Source organism: Haliea alexandrii, from assembly GCF_003719295.1.
GTDB classification, from domain to species: domain Bacteria; phylum Pseudomonadota; class Gammaproteobacteria; order Pseudomonadales; family Halieaceae; genus Haliea; species Haliea alexandrii.
Map to the genome: position 1 here is coordinate 1,768,256 of NZ_RFLW01000001.1, position 18,455 is coordinate 1,786,710.

At 63.9% G+C, this 18,455-nt stretch carries 14 protein-coding genes; 7 read left to right on the plus strand and 7 right to left on the minus strand.

The window, feature by feature from the left end:
* Positions 1 to 74: 74 nt before the first annotated feature.
* The 5 genes from fnr to EGJ68_RS08015 form a co-directional block, all read right to left on the minus strand.
* Complete coding sequence (gene fnr / locus EGJ68_RS07995) at positions 75 to 833, minus strand: fumarate/nitrate reduction transcriptional regulator Fnr (protein WP_123033900.1); 759 nt, start codon at positions 831 to 833, stop codon at positions 75 to 77.
* Positions 834 to 919: 86 nt separating this feature from the next.
* Complete coding sequence (locus tag EGJ68_RS08000) at positions 920 to 2,119, minus strand: helix-turn-helix transcriptional regulator (protein ID WP_123033901.1); 1,200 nt, start codon at positions 2,117 to 2,119, stop codon at positions 920 to 922.
* A complete protein-coding gene (locus EGJ68_RS08005) occupies positions 2,116 to 5,544 on the minus strand; it encodes a DUF1631 family protein (RefSeq protein WP_158283562.1) in 3,429 nt (1,142 codons plus the stop codon). The genes EGJ68_RS08000 and EGJ68_RS08005 overlap by 4 nt, the downstream gene beginning before the upstream one ends.
* A 212-nt stretch (positions 5,545 to 5,756) precedes the next feature.
* Positions 5,757 to 7,760, minus strand: a complete 2,004-nt coding sequence (locus EGJ68_RS08010; RefSeq protein WP_123033903.1) for a pyrroloquinoline quinone-dependent dehydrogenase — start codon at positions 7,758 to 7,760, stop codon at positions 5,757 to 5,759.
* A complete protein-coding gene (locus tag EGJ68_RS08015) occupies positions 7,757 to 8,539 on the minus strand; it encodes an SDR family oxidoreductase (protein WP_123033904.1) in 783 nt (260 codons plus the stop codon). Before EGJ68_RS08015 ends, EGJ68_RS08010 begins: the two co-directional genes overlap by 4 nt.
* Before the next feature lie 209 nt (positions 8,540 to 8,748).
* Here EGJ68_RS08015 and npdG point away from each other — a divergent pair, with 209 nt between their 5' ends.
* From npdG to ung, 5 genes are read left to right on the plus strand one after another with little or no spacing between them, the layout of a single operon-like run.
* Complete coding sequence (gene npdG, locus EGJ68_RS08020; protein WP_123033905.1) at positions 8,749 to 9,432, plus strand: NADPH-dependent F420 reductase; 684 nt, start codon at positions 8,749 to 8,751, stop codon at positions 9,430 to 9,432.
* Positions 9,429 to 10,196, plus strand: coding sequence for a coenzyme F420-0:L-glutamate ligase (gene cofE / locus EGJ68_RS08025; protein ID WP_123033906.1), 768 nt, complete (start codon positions 9,429 to 9,431; stop codon positions 10,194 to 10,196). The genes npdG and cofE overlap by 4 nt, the downstream gene beginning before the upstream one ends.
* A complete protein-coding gene (cofD, locus tag EGJ68_RS08030; RefSeq protein WP_123033907.1) occupies positions 10,193 to 11,149 on the plus strand; it encodes a 2-phospho-L-lactate transferase in 957 nt (318 codons plus the stop codon). Before cofE ends, cofD begins: the two co-directional genes overlap by 4 nt.
* Positions 11,146 to 14,400, plus strand: coding sequence for a 5-amino-6-(D-ribitylamino)uracil--L-tyrosine 4-hydroxyphenyl transferase CofH (gene cofH / locus EGJ68_RS08035; RefSeq protein ID WP_233248716.1), 3,255 nt, complete (start codon positions 11,146 to 11,148; stop codon positions 14,398 to 14,400). The genes cofD and cofH overlap by 4 nt, the downstream gene beginning before the upstream one ends.
* Before the next feature lie 3 nt (positions 14,401 to 14,403).
* On the plus strand, positions 14,404 to 15,105 hold the full coding sequence (gene ung, locus EGJ68_RS08040; RefSeq protein WP_123033908.1) for a uracil-DNA glycosylase: 702 nt from the start codon (positions 14,404 to 14,406) through the stop codon (positions 15,103 to 15,105).
* Here ung and ygfZ read toward each other — a convergent pair.
* On the minus strand, positions 15,084 to 16,055 hold the full coding sequence (gene ygfZ, locus EGJ68_RS08045) for a CAF17-like 4Fe-4S cluster assembly/insertion protein YgfZ (RefSeq protein ID WP_158283563.1): 972 nt from the start codon (positions 16,053 to 16,055) through the stop codon (positions 15,084 to 15,086). The genes ung and ygfZ overlap by 22 nt on opposite strands.
* 111 nt (positions 16,056 to 16,166) lie before the next feature.
* Between ygfZ and EGJ68_RS08050 the strand changes: the two genes are divergently transcribed.
* Entirely contained in the window at positions 16,167 to 16,427 is a 261-nt protein-coding gene (locus tag EGJ68_RS08050) for an FAD assembly factor SdhE (protein ID WP_027948466.1), read from the plus strand.
* Complete coding sequence (locus EGJ68_RS08055) at positions 16,384 to 16,812, plus strand: hypothetical protein (protein WP_158283564.1); 429 nt, start codon at positions 16,384 to 16,386, stop codon at positions 16,810 to 16,812. The genes EGJ68_RS08050 and EGJ68_RS08055 overlap by 44 nt, the downstream gene beginning before the upstream one ends.
* Here EGJ68_RS08055 and EGJ68_RS08060 read toward each other — a convergent pair.
* Complete coding sequence (locus EGJ68_RS08060) at positions 16,809 to 18,341, minus strand: S10 family peptidase (RefSeq protein ID WP_123033911.1); 1,533 nt, start codon at positions 18,339 to 18,341, stop codon at positions 16,809 to 16,811. The two genes, EGJ68_RS08055 and EGJ68_RS08060, sit on opposite strands and share 4 nt — an antisense overlap.
* Positions 18,342 to 18,455: the final 114 nt, after the last annotated feature.

Here is an 18,455-nt window from a genome sequence, read left to right on the forward strand (position 1 = left end):
CGAAGTGTACCCGGCCGCTGTTACACGGCCATGATGCAGATCAAGAAGCGGTGGACTGAGGTCACCGGGGTGTGTCAGGCCGCGAGATTGGCGGCCTGCTGAAGAGCTTCCTGATCCAGGATCTCGATTTCTTTGTTGTCCACCCGCAGCATGCCGGTTTTCTGCATCCGGCTGAACACCCGACTGATCGTTTCCACGGTCAGGCCGAGATAGTTGCCGATATCCACACGGGACATGGGCAGGCGGAACTGGCTCGCGCTCAGGTTGCGCCGCGCGTTGCGATTGGCGATGCTGAGGAGCAGGGTGGCGACGCGCTCGTCGGCGGAATTCTTGCTAAGCAGCGTGATAAGCAGCTGATCGTCCGTGATTTCCCGGCTCATGAGCTGAAACAGGTGACGCTGCAGGCTGGGCATGGAGGCGCTCAAACGCTCCAGTGAATCAAATGGTATGGCGCAGATAGCGGAGGTTTCGAGTGCCCGTGCCGAGGAGGCGTGGCTGTTGTTGCTGATGCCGTCCATGCCGAGGATTTCACCGGGAAAGTAGAAGCCCGTAACCTGTTCACGACCATCGCTGGTGGTGCGGTAGCCTTTTACGGCGCCGGAGCGCACGGCATAGATGGACTGAAACGGCGTGCCCTCGTGGTAGAGCAGCTCGTTTCGCTGCAGGGGCTTGCTGCGCTGGATGATGTTTTCCAGCTGTTCGAGGTCTTGGTGGTTGATGGCCAGCGGCAGGCAGATACGGCTCAGGCGGCAGGTTTCGCAGTTGACCTTGTACTCGTGGGTACACGAGCGCAGCGGCGCGGCTTCACTGACATCTTGCAGGCGCATGGACATGCGGAACTCCCCTGATTTGTGACGGGCAGTATAGTGCATTTGCGACGGCTACTGAACCTCTATGACGAGGCGCAGTTGAGCGGTTACTAGCCCAGTGATGCCACGCTTTTGAGCACCAGCCGCACCAGCTCCGCCTGCCTCGAGACGCCGGTTTTGGCGAAGATGGACTTGAGCTGGGCGCGCGCGGTGTGCTGGGAGATGTTCTGTGCCTCCGATACCTCGGCGAGGCTGAGCCCGCGAGACAGGAGAATGGCGAGGTTGGCCTCGGCCGGCGTGAGGTCGAACAGTTGCCCCAGTGTGCCCTGGGAGCTCGGTTCGTTGAGGTCCGGGTCGGAAATGAACACGGCGACACAGGGGCTGGACTGGCCCTCACCCCACTCGGAAACCGGCACCGGGCGCAGTACTAGGCCCAGCTGTGCCCGTTCGCCGCCACGCGGCACCCGCAGGGCGCGGATCACCGAGGCCTCGCCGCGATGCAGCGCCTTGATGATGGTCTCCAGCGCGGTTTGCAGCTCGCGGTTCTTGTCCCGATTTTCAATGACCAGATGTTGTCCGCGTATGCTGAGCCCGTTGTCATCCTCCAGCAGCGCCCGCGCGATGGTGTTGGCACTCAGCACGCGCCCCTGTTCATCGAGGATGATAGTGGCCACCGCCAGCTGCTCGACGGCCCCGGCATACAAGTTGCGCTCTGAAGCGGTGCGCCCGAGCGTGGCGTAAAGCTGGATGGAGAGGCGCAGGTGAGGGGCAATACGGGCCAGAACCGCGCGCTCATCGGCACTGAACGACGCCTCCTCGTGGCGCCGTGAGAAGCGCAGGCGGGCGAGCATGCCACCGGGCTCAACGGTGTCCAGGCCGAGTATGCGGAACAGGCCGGCAGATTTCAGGTAGTGCTCGTAATACTCCGAGGCGACCAGTTCTGCATCGCTGAGAATGTCCTCCAGTGCCACCACCCGGTCTGGGGGCAGGTTGACGAAGGGGTCCAGCGCAAAGAACTGTTCGCGGTAGGCCGTGACCTCCCAGTCGGCGGGGTCCGACAGGGCTTTTGCCGCCCCCAGATCTGCTGCTGGCCGCACGCTGTTGAGAATCACGCCGCGGTCATCTTCTGCCGGAGGACGCAACACCAGCGACACAACCTGGCAATCGATCAGTTTGCGCAGCAGGGGCAGAGCCGATGACCAGGGCGGATTTTCCAGCGGTCCGCGATAGAGCGCGGCCACCAGCGCATCGTAGGCAGCCGGTACCGTGCCGACCGTAGCAACATCGAGCGGATCACTCCGCGCATTCATTTTTCGATACTCGACAGATCCAGGGTGACCTCCGCGAGCGGTTTGGGGCGGCCGATGCCCCAGCCCTGCAGGTAGTCAACGCCAATTTCCTGCAGTTTGCGGATGATGGCCTCGTTCTCCACCGATTCTGCAATCGTTTCCTGGCCCAGGAAGTGGGCGAGGTCATTGATCGAGCGCGCCATGGCGTAATCGTTGCTGTCCTGGTCGATGCCGGTGATGAAACTGCCGTCGATCTTGACGTAGTCCACCGGCAGTTCGCGCAGGTAGTTGTGGCTGGCGAGGCCGGTGCCGAAGTCATCGATGGAGAACTTGCAGCCAATGTTGCGGAAGGCGCGTACGAAATCCGCCGCCTTGACCAGGTTGGAGATGGTGCCGGTTTCGGTGATTTCGAAGCACAGCCGGTTGGTGCCCACGCCGAATTCGGAGATCTGCTCGAACAGGAAGTCGAGGAATGCGTCATCGGTGACGCTGGCGCCAGACAGGTTGATCGCCACACTGGGTACCACTTTCTGTGCATCCATCAGGGCGTTGATCCACATGAAGGCTTCGCGCACGACCCAGCGGTCTACCAACGTCATGATGCCGTGACGCTCAGCGGACGTAATGAAGCTCTGGGGGGAGCTCAGTTTGCCAGTCTTGTCACGCATGGCCAGCAGCAGTTCATAGTGACGCGAGGTGGAGCTTTCGCCGGTCATTGCGGTCTTGACGATAGGCTGCGCTCGCAGCATGAAGCGCTCGCTGGAAAGCTCGTCCTCCAGTGCCTTGCGGGAGCGGCGTTGTTCACTGCGCAAGGTGCGCACGGTTTCTTCGCTGGCCTCGTACAGATGCACGCGGTTGCGGCCGAGCTGTTTGGCCTGGGTGACCGCTGCCTGCGCGTTGGCCATGACCGAGTCGACGTCCGGGCTGTAGTCCTGAATGGGCGCAATACCCACCGATACCGTGAAGCTGACCTTTTCGCCGTCGATGTCCACGCTGCCATCGGCGATATCGCTGCGTACCTGCTCCGCGAGTGTCTGCGCCTTCTCGATATTGCCATCCACCAGCAGTATGGCAAAGGTGTCTTCCTCCAGGCGCGCGGAAGACGTTTTGCGCCCGTGGAGCTGTGCCAGGAGCCGAGAGAATTCAAGCAGTACCTGGTCGCCGCTGATGCGGTCGTAGATGTCGTTGACCAGGCCGAAGCGGTCGATGTTGAGCAGCAGTATGGCGTGTTGCGAGTGGTGGGTGTGTGCATGGCGCAGCGCACGCCCGACCTGGTCGATGAAGATGTCGCGGTTGATCAGGCGGGTAAGAGGGTCGTGGTTGCGGGCGAAGCTCAGCGTGCGCTGTACGTCCTCCAGCGTGTTATACATGCTCTGGTCGACAACCGAAAGACGATCGGCAGGCGCCGGGGGCTGCGCACCACGGCTGAGCTGGCGCGCCAGCTGCACCTGGTTGAACTCCGCGACTTTCTGGCCGCGGTCGTTGACGAACAGGAAGCGCTCCCGGTCGTCGCTGATCCAGGCCAACTGGATGCGATGCTTGACCCCGGCCTTGTCGCGGTAGTTCAGCCACATGCCTTTGCCCAGGGTATCAACGCGCTGCACCCAGCGGCGCAGCCGTCGCGTTTTTGCCAGGCGTTCCTCCCTTGTGGGTTGTGCCTCGCCGTCCGTATCCTCGTCTGCTTCGCTGTCGCGCTGCAGCATGTCCACGGTTATGTCGCCGGCAAGCACGCCGCGCAGCTCATCGAACACGGTCTGAATGGAGACGTTGCCGGGCAGGGCACTGCTGATCTGCTGTTCCATCAGGTCGATGAAGGGCTCGGCTTCAAGGCTCCTTTCAACGCTCTGGTCTTCACTGACCTCGCCACGCTGCTGCTCGAGCAACCAGGTGGACAGCAGCTGCAGCGTGCGTCTCTGCTCTTCCCATTCATCGCTCTCCACGCCCTGTTTGATATGGGTCAGTACCATCAGGTCGCGCCAGCCGTGGTCAACCAGGTCCTGTAAAATGCGTGGGATTTGCCCCGGGGGCAGGCACTCGCGCACCACATTTTCCACCGCGTCGCGTGCGCCGCGCAGTTTTTCCTTGCCTTCCTGAGTCTTGACCACCCGCTCGATATTGCGCGCGTGGGCTTGCGACTGCTGCCTGGACAGTCGCTCCACATGCTCCAGTGCTGCAGCGAATACGGCGGAATCACCGTCATAGTCGCGGACGATAGCCGCGACTATTTCGGCAACGCGGCTCTCCAGCATGCGGTTGGGGAAATTGGCCGAGCTGCCCAGCGCGGCCAGTTTATCGACCAGCGTGCGTGCCGGGTGGTCTGGCTGCAGGAAAAACTGCGGTTCGGTGAGCGCCAGCCGCGCCAACGGCAATTGCAGGTCGCTCAGTACAGGCTGCAGTTCGCTGCTGACATCGAGTTGCGAGCGAATGGTCTCGAACAGGCTGTCGATCATCTCGAGCTGATTACGGTTTTCCGCGCTCAGCGCCGCATCATCTTTCAATTCCGGTGTCTGTCCCAGCAGAAAGTCCGCAACGGCTGTTTCACCGGCTGCGGCCTGGGGTGACTTGCCGATCTGCTGCAACTGGGCGAGGGCGTTGATCAACTTCTGGGTATCGAGCACCGCGCCCGCTTGTTGCGGCTGCTGTTCCACGTCACGCTTGAAATTCAGTGCGTTGATAACCGATGAGTACAGCTGCTGTGGGCGACTCTCCGCACCGCCACCCCCGTTCGCGCTGCTGCCTCCCATCCCCGCGTCCTGCTGGCGCCGGCGTGTACGATCAGGACGCTCATCTGCCTTGCGCAGCAGTGAGCCGTTGGCCAGGATCTCACCCTCGAGTTCCGGCCGGATTCCCGCCTGCTCAAGAATCTCGTTCAAGTGCCGGTACAGGCTGTCGAGGTTGCGCACGAAGTGCCGGGCAAAAAGGTCATAGATGCGCTGGGTGAGCTGTTGCGGTACGCGGTACTCCTCGAGTACCAGTTGCAGCGATCGTGCCAGCTGTGCCACGTGCTCGGGCAGGCGCAGTTTCAGCGGGTCGGTCTGCACCAGCTCTGCTACACGGATTTGCAGGGCTTCCATGCCAATGCGGTGCAGGTCCTCGCCAACGTGGGCGAGGCGGTCAACTGCGAGATAGTTCTCGAAGGTGTGCAGGTCCACCAGGTCCATCGTTCCGCTTTCATCCATGACATCCCACCAGTGATGCAGCTCGGCGGCGGGCGGGGTCAGGTTGTCGTGGAAGTTGCGGTAATGGCCGAGGAAGCTGGCCAGCATGCCGCGCTGGTGGATTTGCAGAATGCCGATGGCATCGGTGACCTGGGTGCGCGAGATCTGGCCCTGGCGCGGTGAGGGCGATGAGCGCAGGAGGTTCTCCGTGAGCTCTTCCAGAAAACGCGCAAAGCGGCGCTCCAGTTCGCGTTCACTGATCTGGCGGTAGGTGTCAAACGCGTTCAAGCGAACCTCTCTGGCGCGGCCAACGGCCACTGTTGACCATCGTGCCGCGTATAACACTGCAACAGTGTTGCGCGCATTGCGTTCAGGTTGGCAGGTGACATGTCAGCTCTGATTCGGATGGGGAAACTCCCGCAGCACGGCGACCTTCAGGGCGCAGTATACCTGCACAGCACACAGCGACAAGCGCTGGTGTGGTGTGCTGAGGGCCCTCGCTAGGGTGTATTGGATGCCTTTTCCGGCAGCGCGAAGGCCATGATGGCATCCCCCGCTGTCGACCAGCCGTGGCCGCCGGCCGCCAGCACGACGAATTGCCGCCCGCCCACAGTGGCCCGGTAGCTGAGAGGCGTCGCGTTCCCGGTGTAGGGCAGATCGTATTGCCACAGCTGCTCGCCAGTTTCGCTGGAGAAAGCGCGCAGGTACGAGTCGGTGGTAGCGGCAATGAAGATGACACCCGACGCCGTCGTCAGAGGCCCACCGGCGTTGGGGGAGCCCGCTTCGAACCAGAAAGGCCACGGCGCCTGGCCGCGCGTGGTGCCCAGTGGCCGCGTCCAGGCGACCTCACCCGAGCGCAGATCCACTGCCGTCAGGCTGCCCCACGGGCGCGGATTGCAGGGGGCACCCAGGGGCGAGAACAGCGGGAAACGGCGCACGCCATAGGGGCTACCCTGCATCGCATAGTGTTCCAGTGGATACCCTGCCTCCGGGTTGAGCGCATCGTATTCCGCGCGGGGAAGCAGTTGCACTACCGTTGCCAGGTGCATCTGGTTGGCGATTAGCAGGCCGCGCTCGGGATCAATGCTGACGCCTCCCCAATTGATGCCGCCGGTGGTGCTGGGGTAGAGCACACTGCCCTCCAGGCTGGGGGGCGTGAACATACCTTCCGAGCGGTAGCGTGCGAGCTCCTTCTGGCAGGCAAGCTTGTCCAGCCACACCAGTCCGTCCATGTGTTCGGGCCCCAGTTTCGCGGGTTGGTGCAGCGGGCCGGGATGTGTGGGGAACGGCTGAGTGGGGGAGAGGGTCTCACCCGGTACACCGCCCTGTGGTACGGGACGCTCCTCCACCGGATACAGCGGCTCGCCAGTTTGTCGGTCGAGCAGGAATACGTGCCCCATCTTGGTGGCCTGTGCCAGCCCGGCGCGTCCACCTCCGACCCCGGGAATACGGAACAGGGTGGGCTGTGATGCCACATCATAGTCCCACACGTCGTGGTGCACGGTCTGGAAGTGCCAGCGCACTTTTCCGCTGTCGGCATCCAGCGCGACGACGGAAGAGCCGTAAGCGTCTATGCCATCGCGTTCCCCGCCAAACAGGTCCGGAGCCGGGTTGCCGGTGGGTACATAGATCAGGCCACGTTCAGGGTCGCCGGCGATGGGCGCCCAGACATTGGGGCTGCCCTGGTGGTAGCGCGCGCGGCCGAGGCTGTCGCGATGCCGCTCACGATAGGCTGCGGTGACCGGTTCCCAGGCCCACGCCAGCTGCCCCGTACGCACGTCGAACGCGCGCACGACACCCGAGGGAACATCCTTGCGCTCGTTGTCCGGAACCAGCGCGCCAATCACCGCCAGGTCATTCTGGATCCAGGGCGGTGAGGTCGGGTAGTACACGAGGGGGTCGGCACCGCTGATATCTTCTTTCAGGGAAACACGTCCTGCGTTGCCAAAATCGGCACAGGGCTCACCGCTGCGCGCATCCAGGGCGATCAACTCGGCATCGCGCGTGCCATAGAGGATGCGCGCGCCACAGCTCGCGTCCGCCTCGGCAGGCTCCGCTGCGCGCCACAGGGCCACGCCGCGGCACACCACCGGGTACATGCCGCTGCGGCGGTTTTCCACCTCTGGATCAAACACCCAGCGCTCTTCACCGGTTTCGGCGTTCAGGGCGAATACGCGCCCGAACGGGGTGCAGTAGTAGAGCGTGTCGCCGTCAACCAGGGGTGTCACCTGCAGTGAGCTCAGGCCCCATTCACCGCTGCCGTCACTGAAGTCCCCAGAATGGTGGCTCCAGGCGAGTTCCAGCTGGTTGACGTTGTGCGGGGTAATGTCGGTGAGTTCCGCGTGCTGTCCGGCGTCCTTGCCGCCATAGTGGGGCCAGCCCTGGGCCGCTGCGCCGGTCTTAGCCGAGGCCACACCGGTGGGTGCGCCCTCGCTTGCGGCATGGCAGCCTGTCGCCAGGGTAAAGGCGGTCAGGAGTGCGGTCAGGCTGCGCGGCGTCTTCATGAGGCGCTGGTTGTATTGGCTGCCTGCAGGAAGGCCGGTTTTTCTCCGCCGCCATGCACCGCAATGCTGGTCCCGCTGATGTATGACGCCAGCGGCGAGGCCAGGAACAGGCAGGCATCGCCGATGTCCTCGGGCACTGCCATCCGGCCCAGGGGTATGGTGCGGCCCACCGCAGCCACGCCTTCGGCATCGCCGTAGTGCAGGTGTGACTGCTCGGTTTCAACCAACCCCGCGATGATGGCATTGATCCGCACCAGCGGCCCCCACTCCACCGCCAGCGATTGGCCCAGGTTGACCAGGCCAGCCTTGGCTGCACCGTAGGCTGCGGTGCCGGGTGACGGCCGGATGGTGCTGACGCTGGCAATGTTGATGATACTGCCGCCGGATGCCTGCGCCTGCATGACCCGGTTGGCGAGTTGTGCGGCGTGCAGCGCCGACGTGAGGTTCAGCGCAATGATCGACTCGTGAAAACGCGGTGACACCGTAGCCGCCTCTGCTTCGGGTGCGCCACCGGCGTTGTTCACCAGCACGTCCAGGCGTCCGAAGCGGGCTACCACCGCATCGACCATCGCTTCCAGTTGCTCGTATTTGCGCACATCACAGGCCACGAAAAAGGCCTCGCGCCCGCCCGCAGCGGGCAATTGCTCGGGTGGATTACGGCCACAGATAGCGACCTCCGCGCCGGCGGCCATAAAGCGTTCGCTGATGCCGCGGCCAACGCCTTTGCCGCCGCCTGTCACCAGCACGACACGACCGTTGAAATCCATGGGGTTCTGCATAGTTCGCTGCTCCTTGTAGCGCGTGGCGGACAACTTGTGATCGGCGTGTGAATTGCCTAATATGCCTCGGCCTCGCGCATCCTAACCCGGTCACAGAAAAACGGGAAACCGCGATGGACAAGCGGCCAATTTCAGGCAAACAGAGGCGCCGTCGGTAGACTTTGCTGAACTGCCTGCCTCTCCACCAAGCAATCAGGACGTAGATAGTTATGACAACAGAATCTTTGCCGGTACTCGCCATTCTGGGCGGCACCGGCGATCTGGGTACAGGTTTGGCACGGCGCTGGGCGCAGGCAGGCTATCGGGTCATCATCGGCTCGCGGACCGAAGAGAAGGCCGAGCAGGCTGCCAGTGATCTGCGCGAAGTGATGACGGCGCGCGGTGTGTCCGCCGCCGTGGAGTCCATGGAAAACCTCGCGGCAGCAGAGGCCGCCGACATCGTCGCGATCACAGTCCCCTTCAGCCACCAGAAGAGCACGCTGGAACTGGTTGCGCCGGCACTGCAGGGCAAGATCCTGATTGACGTCACTGTGCCCCTGGTGCCGCCGCGTGTTGCCCGTGTGCAGTTGCCACCGGAGGGCAGTGCCGGACAGATTGCACAGGACCTGCTGGGCGAGACGGTGGATGTTGTGTCGGCGTTCCAGAACGTCGCTGCCGCGCATTTGCAGGATGAAGGTGCCGTGGACTGCGATGTGCTGGTGTGTGGCAACAAGAAAGAAGCCCGCGCCGCCGTTATTACGCTGGTGGAAGCGGCGGGACTGCGTGGTTTCCACGCCGGCATGATCGCCAACGCCGCTGCTGCCGAGGCGCTGACCTCGGTTTTGATCACCATCAACAAGCAGTACAGCTGCCATGCCGGTATTCGGATTTCCGGCCTGGACAGCCATGGATGAGTGCACGGCTTGAACTGATTCCCCTGGAGGGCTTTCCCGAAGTCGCGCCAGGGGATGACCTCGCCACACTGATCCTCGCCAGCCTGGAGCACAACAGTTTGCAACTGCAGGCCGGCGATGTGCTGGTGCTGGCGCAAAAAATCGTCTCCAAGGCCGAAAACCGCTATCGCCGCCTGGCCGAAGTCGAGCCGGGCGAACGCGCGTGCGAACTTGCGCGTCAGGCGGACAAGGACCCTCGCCTGGTAGAGCTCATCCTGCGCGAGTCCCGCGAGGTTTTGCGGGTACGCAAGGGGGTGATTATCGTCGAGCACCGCGAAGGCTATATTCACGCCAACGCCGGCATCGACCGCTCCAATATACAGAATGACGCCGAAGATCCGCGCGTACTGCTGCTGCCGCAGGACTGCAATGCGTCCGCTGCGCGGTTGCGTGAGGCCCTCGGTGCGCGCTGCGGCATCGCGCCGCAGATCATTATCAACGACAGTTCGGGCAGGGCCTGGCGGGTGGGGACTGTGGGTCTGGCGCTGGGTTGTGCGGGGCTCGACCCGCTGTTCAACCAGATAGGCGATTGCGATCGTTTTGGTAACCGCCTGGAAGTGACGGAGCCTGCCGTGGCCGACGAGTTGGCGGCTGCGGCTTCCCTGGTACAGGGGCAGGCAGCCGAGGGCCTGCCCGTTGTGCTGGCCCGCGGTGCACGGTTGCGCCCTGCTGCGGGTGACGCGCGCACACTGCTGCGACCTCGTGAACAGGACATGTTCCGGTGACGCGGCTGGCAGGGCAGGTGTTGGCGCTCTCCGGCGGTGTGGGCGGCGCGAAACTGTGCCTCGGCCTGAGCGATTGCCTGCCTCCCGGGCACTTGCATATCGCCTGCAATACGGGCGACGATTTCCAGCATCTGGGGCTGACGATCTGCCCGGACATCGACACCGTGCTTTACACACTGTCCGGGCGCAGTGACACAGCCCAGGGCTGGGGACTCGCGGGAGAGACCTGGCACGTGCTGCAGGCGCTGGAGGGCCTGGAGGGTGACACCTGGTTTCGGCTGGGCGATCGCGACCTGGCAACGCACCTCTGGCGAGCCGGCCAACTGTCGGCTGGTGTTTCCCTGTCGGCGGTTACCGCAGAGCTTGCGCGGCGGCTGGGCGTGGCGGCGTTCGTCTACCCCATGAGCGACGATCCGGTGCCAACCCAGGTGCAGACGGACGAGGGCGAGCTGGCATTCCAGACATATTTTGTGCGCGAGCAGTGCCGCCCGCAGGTCAGGGGCTTCCGCTTTCAGGGCCTGGATCAGGCCCGTCTGCAACCGGAGCTCAAGGCGCTCTGCAAGGGTGAGAGTCTGGCCGGGGTGATTATTTGTCCTTCCAATCCCTTTGTGAGCATCGACCCCATGCTGCAGCTGGACAATTTCTGGCAGTCCCTGCGAGAGTGTGCGGTCAAGGTGGTAGCAGTAGCGCCTATCGTCGCCGGTCAGGCACTGAAGGGGCCTGCGGCAAAGATGCTGGCGGAACTCGGTCTGCCGGTGACAGCACTGGGCGTGGCAGAACATTACGCGCGGCACTATCCCGGCCTGGTCACCACGTTTGTGCTGGATCACAGTGACGCTACACTGGCGCCAGATATTGCGGCGCTCGGAATGGAGGTGCAGGTGAGATCAACGATCATGCGGGAGCGCGCGGCAAAGCAGGCGCTGGCGAACGACTGCCTGGAGCTGTTGTGACGGCACCGGTGCACGTGGTTCTGCCGTTGAAGCGTCTGGACACGGCGAAGAGCCGGCTCGCTGAGACGCTGGCGCCGGTGCAACGTCGCGACCTGGTGCTGGCGATGGCGGGTGATGTGCTGACCGTTCTGGCGGCACACCCGGCAGTGGCCTCGATTACCGTCATCTCCGATGAACCGGAAGCAGCAACGCTGGTGACGGTGGACAAGGCGCGATTGTGGTCCGAGTCCGGTTTGCTGGCGGCCACCGCTGGCTCCGTGGCCAGCGGCGCGATGGCATCTTCTCCCCTGCAGGCACTGAACCAGGTGCTCACCGCAGCCTGTCAGCGCTTACGTTCGGCATTGCAGGACCCCGATGCCCTGTTGATGGTCATGCACGCCGACCTGCCTTTCCTGGGCGCTGCCGACCTCGATGCGGCACTGGCGTGCCCGGAAGCCGCCAGTGGCCTGCTGGTCGGCAGCGATGAAGCGGGTACCGGCACCAACCTGATGTTGTTCAAGGCCCGGCTAGCGCCGCAGTTTGCGTTCGGTACCGGCTCTTGCGCGCTGCACCTGGGCTGGGCACGCGCTCAGCAGCTAGCGGCGGGGGCGTTGCTGCGCGCCGGTTTGGCACGTGACATCGATACGCCCTTGGATATTGAACGCCTGTGCGCCTCGACTCATGCAGAGCTGGGTGCACGCACCCGCGACTGGCTCGCTCAATACGCCTCGGCGCGTCTCCGTAGCAGTGCAGAGGGCAGTACTGCGGCGCGCGTCGGCCTGGCCGCCTTGCGTGCCGATCTGATGACCGGCGCGCTCCCCTCTGAGGCGGATTGCCTGTCTCTGGCTGAATGCACTGACACCCCCGACCTCGTGGCGCTGGCGGGTGAGCTGCGCGATCGCGGGCACGGGCATGTCGTGACCTACTCGCGCAAGGTCTTCGTGCCGCTCACCCGGCTGTGCCGGGACGTCTGCCATTACTGCACCTTCGCAACGACACCGAAGCAGGTTACCTCACCCTATCTCAGCGTGGATGAAGTTCTGGCGCTGTGCCGGGAGGGCGCTGCCCAGGGTTGCCAGGAGGCGTTGCTGACTCTGGGTGAGAAGCCCGAGCTGCGCTACCGCGCCGCGCGCGAAGCGCTCGCCGAGATGGGCTTTGCCACCACGCTGGAATACGTGGCTCATGTGGCCGGACGCATTCTGGACGAAACCGGCTTGTTGCCTCATATCAATGCGGGCTGCATGACCGCAGAGGAGATCGCGGCGCTGCGCCCCGTCAGCGCCTCCATGGGCATCATGCTGGAATCCGCTTCCGAGCGTCTGTGTACGAAGGGGATGCCGCACTACGGTTCCCCGGACAAGCTACCTGCGGAACGTCTGCGCACCCTGCAATTGGCCGGTGAGGCTGCCGTGCCATTTACCTCCGGTATTCTGATTGGCATCGGCGAAACGCGCCGTGAACGCATCGAGTCCCTGCTCGCGCTGCGCCGCGTGCACCTGCAGCACGGGCACCTGCAGGAGGTGATCGTCCAGAATTTCCGTGCCAAGCCCGGTACCCTCATGGCCCGTGCGCCAGAGCCCGACCTTGAAGACCTGCTCTGGACCCTGGCGGTGGCGCGCATTATTTTCGGCGCCAGCATGAACCTGCAGGCGCCGCCCAATCTCAGCCCCGGTGTGTTGCCGCAGTTGCTCGCGGCCGGCATTAATGATTGGGGTGGCGTATCACCGGTTACGCCGGACCACGTCAATCCGGAAGCGCCCTGGCCACACCTTGAGCACCTCGCGCGGGAAACCGCGGCGGCGGGCAAGTTTCTGGAACAACGGCTCACCATCTACCCTGCGTATGTGCAGCAACCGGAACAGTGGCTGGACCCGGCGCTGCGAACCCCGGTGCTGAGGCAGCAGGATGCAGGCGGGTTTGCGCGCCGCGATGGCTGGGTGCCCGGTGAGGAGGCGCCGCTGCCAGCGGTAGAGGCAGAATTGCTGTCGGCGCCGCAGAGTGCCTTTGCGGTGTCATCCGAGCTGCGCGCGGTGGTGGAGCGTTGCGAGCGCGCGGAGCCGCTCGGTGAGGCCGATGTGGTGCGGTTGTTCGCGGCGCGCGGCGCCGAGTTCCGTTTTGTGGTGGATGCCGCCGATCGCCTGCGCCGCGCAGGCTGTGGTGATGACGTGAGCTACGTCATCAACCGCAACATCAACTACACCAATGTCTGTTATTTCAAGTGCCAGTTCTGCGCCTTCTCCAAGGGCAAGCACACGGAAGAGCTGCGCGGCCGGCCCTATGACATCAGCGCTACGGAGATCGCCCGGCGTTGCCGGGAGGCGTGGGCGCGAGGTGCCACTGAAGTGTGCATGCAGGGGGGCATCCATCCGGCCTACACCGGCCAGACGTATCTGGACATTCTGGCCACGGTGCGCGCCGCCACGCCTGATATGCATATTCATGCATTCTCCCCGCTGGAGGTGTGGCAGGGGGCGGCGACCCTGGGCCTGACTCTGCTGGATTACCTGCGTCAGCTGAAGGCGGCAGGCCTCGGCACTCTGCCGGGCACCGCAGCGGAAATCCTCGACGACGATGTGCGCGCCACCCTCTGCCCGGACAAGCTGAACACGGCGCAGTGGCTGGAGGTGATGGAGACGGCCCACAGCCTCGGGTTTCGTACCACAGCCACGATCATGTACGGTCATATAGAGCAACCGCAGCACTGGGCGCGCCACCTGTTACAGCTACGCGCAGTACAGGCCCGTACGGGTGGTTTTACCGAACTGGTGCCGCTACCGTTTGTGCACATGGAAGCCCCCATGTACCTGCGTGGCAGGGCTCGCCGCGGTCCTACCTTCCGCGAGGCGGTGCTGATGCATGCGGTATCGCGGCTGGTGCTGAACGGCTTCATCGACAACATTCAGACGTCCTGGGTGAAAATGGGCGAGGCGGGGGTGGATGTGTGCCTGAATGCCGGCGCCAACGACCTTGGTGGCACGCTGATGAACGAGAGCATTACCCGCGCTGCCGGCGCCGCGCACGGTCAGGAGTGGGCGCCCGATGTCATGGAGGCGCGGATTCACGCGCTGGGGCGTCATCCCCGCTTGCGCACCACTCTGTACGGCGATGCAGCCGCCGAGCGGCGCACCGTGGCCAACCGGGCAATTCCCCTGGTGCCCATAGAGAACGCCGATGCTGGCAAGCACGCCCGGGATAAACGGCTCTTGCCGCACGTCGATGTCCCGGCCGCTATGCCGCCGGAGCAGGTGGTGATGATGGCGGCCTGCAACTGAGCCGTGGCTGCTTCGATACAGCTTGAAGCAAGCTGGCTGAAGCACCTGGCGCCTGAGTTTGAAAAGCCCTATATGCGGGAACTCAGGGCGTTTCTGGGTGCGGAGAAAGCCGCCGGGGTGCAGGTGTTTCCCCCCGGCTCCGAAATCCTCAACGCCTTTGCCCACACCCCGCTGGAGCGTACCCGGGTCGTTATTCTGGGACAGGATCCGTATCACGGCCCCGGTCAAGCTCACGGCCTGTGTTTCTCTGTGCGACCGGGCGTCGCTCCGCCACCATCCCTGCAGAATATCTTCAAGGAAATCGAGCGTGACCTCGGCATCGGGCGACCGGCGCACGGTAGCCTCACCCGCTGGGCCGATCAGGGCGTGCTGCTGTTGAACAGTGTGCTGACGGTCGCGGCAGGCCGCGCGGCCTCACACCAGGGCAAGGGATGGGAGCAGTTCACCGACCGGGTGGTGGAGCTGGTCAACCGCGAGTGTAGCGGCGTCGTCTTCATGCTGTGGGGCGGCTACGCCCAGCGCAAGGGCGCCGCGATAGACCGCGAGCGTCATTGTGTGCTCACGGCCCCACACCCCTCACCGCTGAGCGCATACCGCGGCTTTATCGGCTGTGGGCATTTCAGTGCAGCGAATGCGTGGTTGTCGGCACACGGCCAGCCCCCCGTCGACTGGCAGCTTCCACCTCAACCAAACGGCACCGAATAGGGTAGCGTCAGCACCTGCAACGGGACGCTGGCTTCGGGGGTCGTGTAGAGACCGTCTTCGGCGGCTGTTGCGCTTGTTGTCACCAGCACCAGGCGCTCTTCTTTGCTCGCCAGTGCCGTATTGATCACCGCACCCGCGGCCTGGTCCTGGCCGGCCCGGTACACGGGGGCACCCGCCTGCAGCCTGGCGTCGGCGGGGAGAGTCATAAGCAGCATGCGACGTTTGGCCTTGCCCTTGTAGTGCATGCGCGCGATCACTTCCTGCCCGGGGTAGCAGCCTTTGCGGAAGTTGATGTGCCCACAGAGGTCGTAGTTCAGCTGTTGTGGCAGGAACTCGCCGCTGGTGGTTGCCTGCAGCCGCGCAATGCCCTGACGCAGGTTGGCGGCTTGCCACTTTTCTTCGTCCGGCTGTGGAGTGCTCTGCGCCATGAGCGCTTCAGGCAGGGCCCCCTCTGCCGCCACGCGCACCCAGAGTTCAAGCGCCTGCGGGTCGGTAGTCGGTCGCAGTAACAGAGTTTCGGGCGCTGCCGTCCAGTCCAGAGCATCTTCAGGGAGTTCGGCGACGTGCTCGCGCAGGGCTGCCTGCCAGTTCTCCCCCTGAAGCCCCAACAGCCGCCAGTCCTCCGTGGCATCGCGCAGGGTGACTTTGGAAAACACCGCAAACCGACCGAGGCTCTCCAGCGTGCGCGCAAGAATATCCCGCTGCAGTCGCAACAGCAGGGTGTCGGCTGATATAGCGAGGGCGATAAAGTCGGCCAGCACGCGCCCCTGCGGATTGCAAAAGCTGCCGTAGCACGCCCGGCCGGTGTTGAGCTGACGAATATCGCAGCTGGCCTGATTGTGCAGGAAGTTCACGGCATCGGGTCCGCTCACCTCCAGTAGTGCTTCCGATTGCAGCCGGGTCAGGGATAGCCCTGCGGCGCTCCTCTGGGTGTTCTGCTTGTCTGACACGGTATCTTCTGCGCCTCCTGTGCGTTGGAAAACGGCCACGGCTTAGCCTTGCGTGGCGCCGACACGCTATAATAGCGGTTTTTGATGTTTGCGTACCGCATGGGGGCTGTCATGCTCGACACGGAAGAACACAATCGCATGCGCTGGGCCAGTCGGCGCGGCATGCTGGAGCTTGACCTGGTGCTGGAGCCCTTCGTTAACCAGTGCTATCCCCAGCTCGATGCCATCGACCGCGAGCGCTACCGGCAACTGATGCTCTGCGAGGATCAGGAGTTGTTCGGCTGGTTCCTGAGCAGGGAAATGCCCGACGATCCGGAGCTGGCCGCTATTGTCCGCAGCATACTCACCTTTACTCGTCCTGACCTGGACTGACCGACGCCCACGTCCGGCCTGGTGCCTGCTCTGTCTGTGCCTGCTGCTGGCCATTGCCGAAGTGGCCGCACGCGGTTATGGCCTGTACGCGCTGCTGGCATTGCCATTGTGGGTCGGCGTTTCGCGCGCAGGAATGCCCGCCGCCAGTTACCACTGGCAGCTGGAAATTCACGGTAGCCAGTGCTGGCTGAGCAGAACGCCGCGCGGTGCGCTGGCGCCGATTGCCATCACCGCTCACAGCGTGTTGCTGTCGCGCGTTTGTGTGCTGCAGTGGATACCTTTGGGCAGCCAGCAACGCCAGAGCCTGTGGCTCTGGGCGGCGGATTTCAGCGATGCTGACTACCGCGCACTGCGCCGCTGGTGGCTGGTGCAGGCCCGCCGCTAGCGAATGAAACTCGCCAGGTCGTCCTTGAACCGGGCCATGGACGGCGGGTGCAGGTACATCATGTGGCCCGCTTTGTAGTAGGCCTCGGTAATGTTGTTGCGCAGCGCTTCGGGCAGGTCGATATGTTGCAGAAAGTGTCGTGTGGCACCCAGCGGCGTGGCGAGGTCGTAGTAGCCCTGCTGGACCAGCACGCGCATATGGGGGTTCTGGGTCATGGCATAGGCCAGGTCGACCGCGGTGTTGCCCACGGGTTGCGTGCCCACAGGGCCCGGGTGAGTATGCTCTTGCTTCCAGTTCCGCCACAGGCCCGCGGAAGTCACATAGGTCATGTCGGTTTTGACCCCCACAACTTCACGGTAGTAGTCGTTGAAGGTGGCGACGAAGGCAGGGCCCACCGCGGGGAAGAACGGATCGTAGGAAAAATCTTCCGCCACGTGGTTGATGGCATCGCCGACGAAGCGCGAGTCAATGCGCCCCACGGTCTTGCGTTTGGCGCGCAGCAGTTCCTTCGCAAAGCGCGCCTCGTCGATGCGCAGGTTGGCCCGCTCCCAGTAGTCGGCGCTGATGCCGGTGAAGCGCTGCAGGCCCTGCAACACGTTCTGCCGTGCAGACGCACTGGCGGCGTGCCCCTGTAGCAGCAGCGGCGCATACTCTTCCATTGCGAAGCGCTCCGCTTCCGCCACCATTTCCTCCACGGTTTCGGGGCGATAGTCGCTGACGCCGTGATACCAGGCTGTCGCCGCATACGTGGAGAGGTAGTTGACGTAGGGCAGATCGTTCGGTGTGCCCGCATTGCCGGCCACATAGTCCATGTAGGGTGATACCAGCACGACACCGTCGAGCGCAATGCTGTGGCGGCTGAGCAGGTCCCAGGCGACACCGCCGCTGCGTATGCCGCCGTAGCTTTCGCCGAGCAGGTACTTCGGTGAAGTCCAGCGGCCGTTCGCGGTGACATAGCGGGCGATAAAGTCGGACACGGTGTGGATGTCGTTGCTCACCCCCCAGAAGTCTTCACTCTTGCCTTTGCCGACCGCACGCGAAAACCCGGTGCCGACGGGGTCGATCATGATCAGGTCGGCCCGGTCGAGAATGCTGTACTCATTGTTGGCGTAGCGGAACGGGCCCTGTGTGGTGAAGGCGGTGTCGTCCACCACGGTACGCTGGGGGCCCAGTATGCCCATGTGCAGCCACATGGATGCGGAGCCCGGCCCGCCGTTGTAGGCAAACAGCAGCGGCCGGGTGCGGGAATCCGTGCCCTCCTGCAGATAGGCCGTGTAGCCGTAATGCGCAATCACGTCCCCGTCATCGTTTTTCATTTCCAGGGTGCCGGCGGTTGCCCGGTAGTCGATGTTCTTGCCGTCAATACGCACCCGCCCGCGGCTTTCTGCATGCAGGGGTTCCGGGATCGCGGCGGCCTCGGGGGGTGCGCTCGCGGTGTTTTCTTCCGCCGTCACGGCCTGCGCCAGCAGTATGGCGCCGAGGCACAGGGGCAGGAGCAGGGCAATACGGTTGATCAACAGCAGTTTCATGGGGCGTTCCCTTCCAATGTGGCGCGGGGATTGTAGCAATTCCTGTGCGCGCCGTAATGCTGATACGCGTGCCGGTGACTGCAGTGTGGCGTTGCAGCGTGCTGCGGTAGCGGG

Excerpts from the sequence above, each read along its gene's own strand:
- fnr (WP_123033900.1), bottom strand. The coding sequence starts at position 833 with ATGTCCATGCGCCTGCAAGATGTCAGTGAAGCCGCGCCGCTGCGCTCG.
- EGJ68_RS08000 (WP_123033901.1), bottom strand. The coding sequence starts at position 2,119 with ATGAATGCGCGGAGTGATCCGCTCGATGTTGCTACGGTCGGCACGGTA.
- EGJ68_RS08010 (WP_123033903.1), bottom strand. The coding sequence starts at position 7,760 with ATGAAGACGCCGCGCAGCCTGACCGCACTCCTGACCGCCTTTACCCTG.
- EGJ68_RS08015 (WP_123033904.1), bottom strand. The coding sequence starts at position 8,539 with ATGCAGAACCCCATGGATTTCAACGGTCGTGTCGTGCTGGTGACAGGC.
- npdG (WP_123033905.1), top strand. The coding sequence starts at position 8,749 with ATGACAACAGAATCTTTGCCGGTACTCGCCATTCTGGGCGGCACCGGC.
- cofE (WP_123033906.1), top strand. The coding sequence starts at position 9,429 with ATGAGTGCACGGCTTGAACTGATTCCCCTGGAGGGCTTTCCCGAAGTC.
- EGJ68_RS08050 (WP_027948466.1), top strand. The coding sequence starts at position 16,167 with ATGCTCGACACGGAAGAACACAATCGCATGCGCTGGGCCAGTCGGCGC.
- EGJ68_RS08060 (WP_123033911.1), bottom strand. The coding sequence starts at position 18,341 with ATGAAACTGCTGTTGATCAACCGTATTGCCCTGCTCCTGCCCCTGTGC.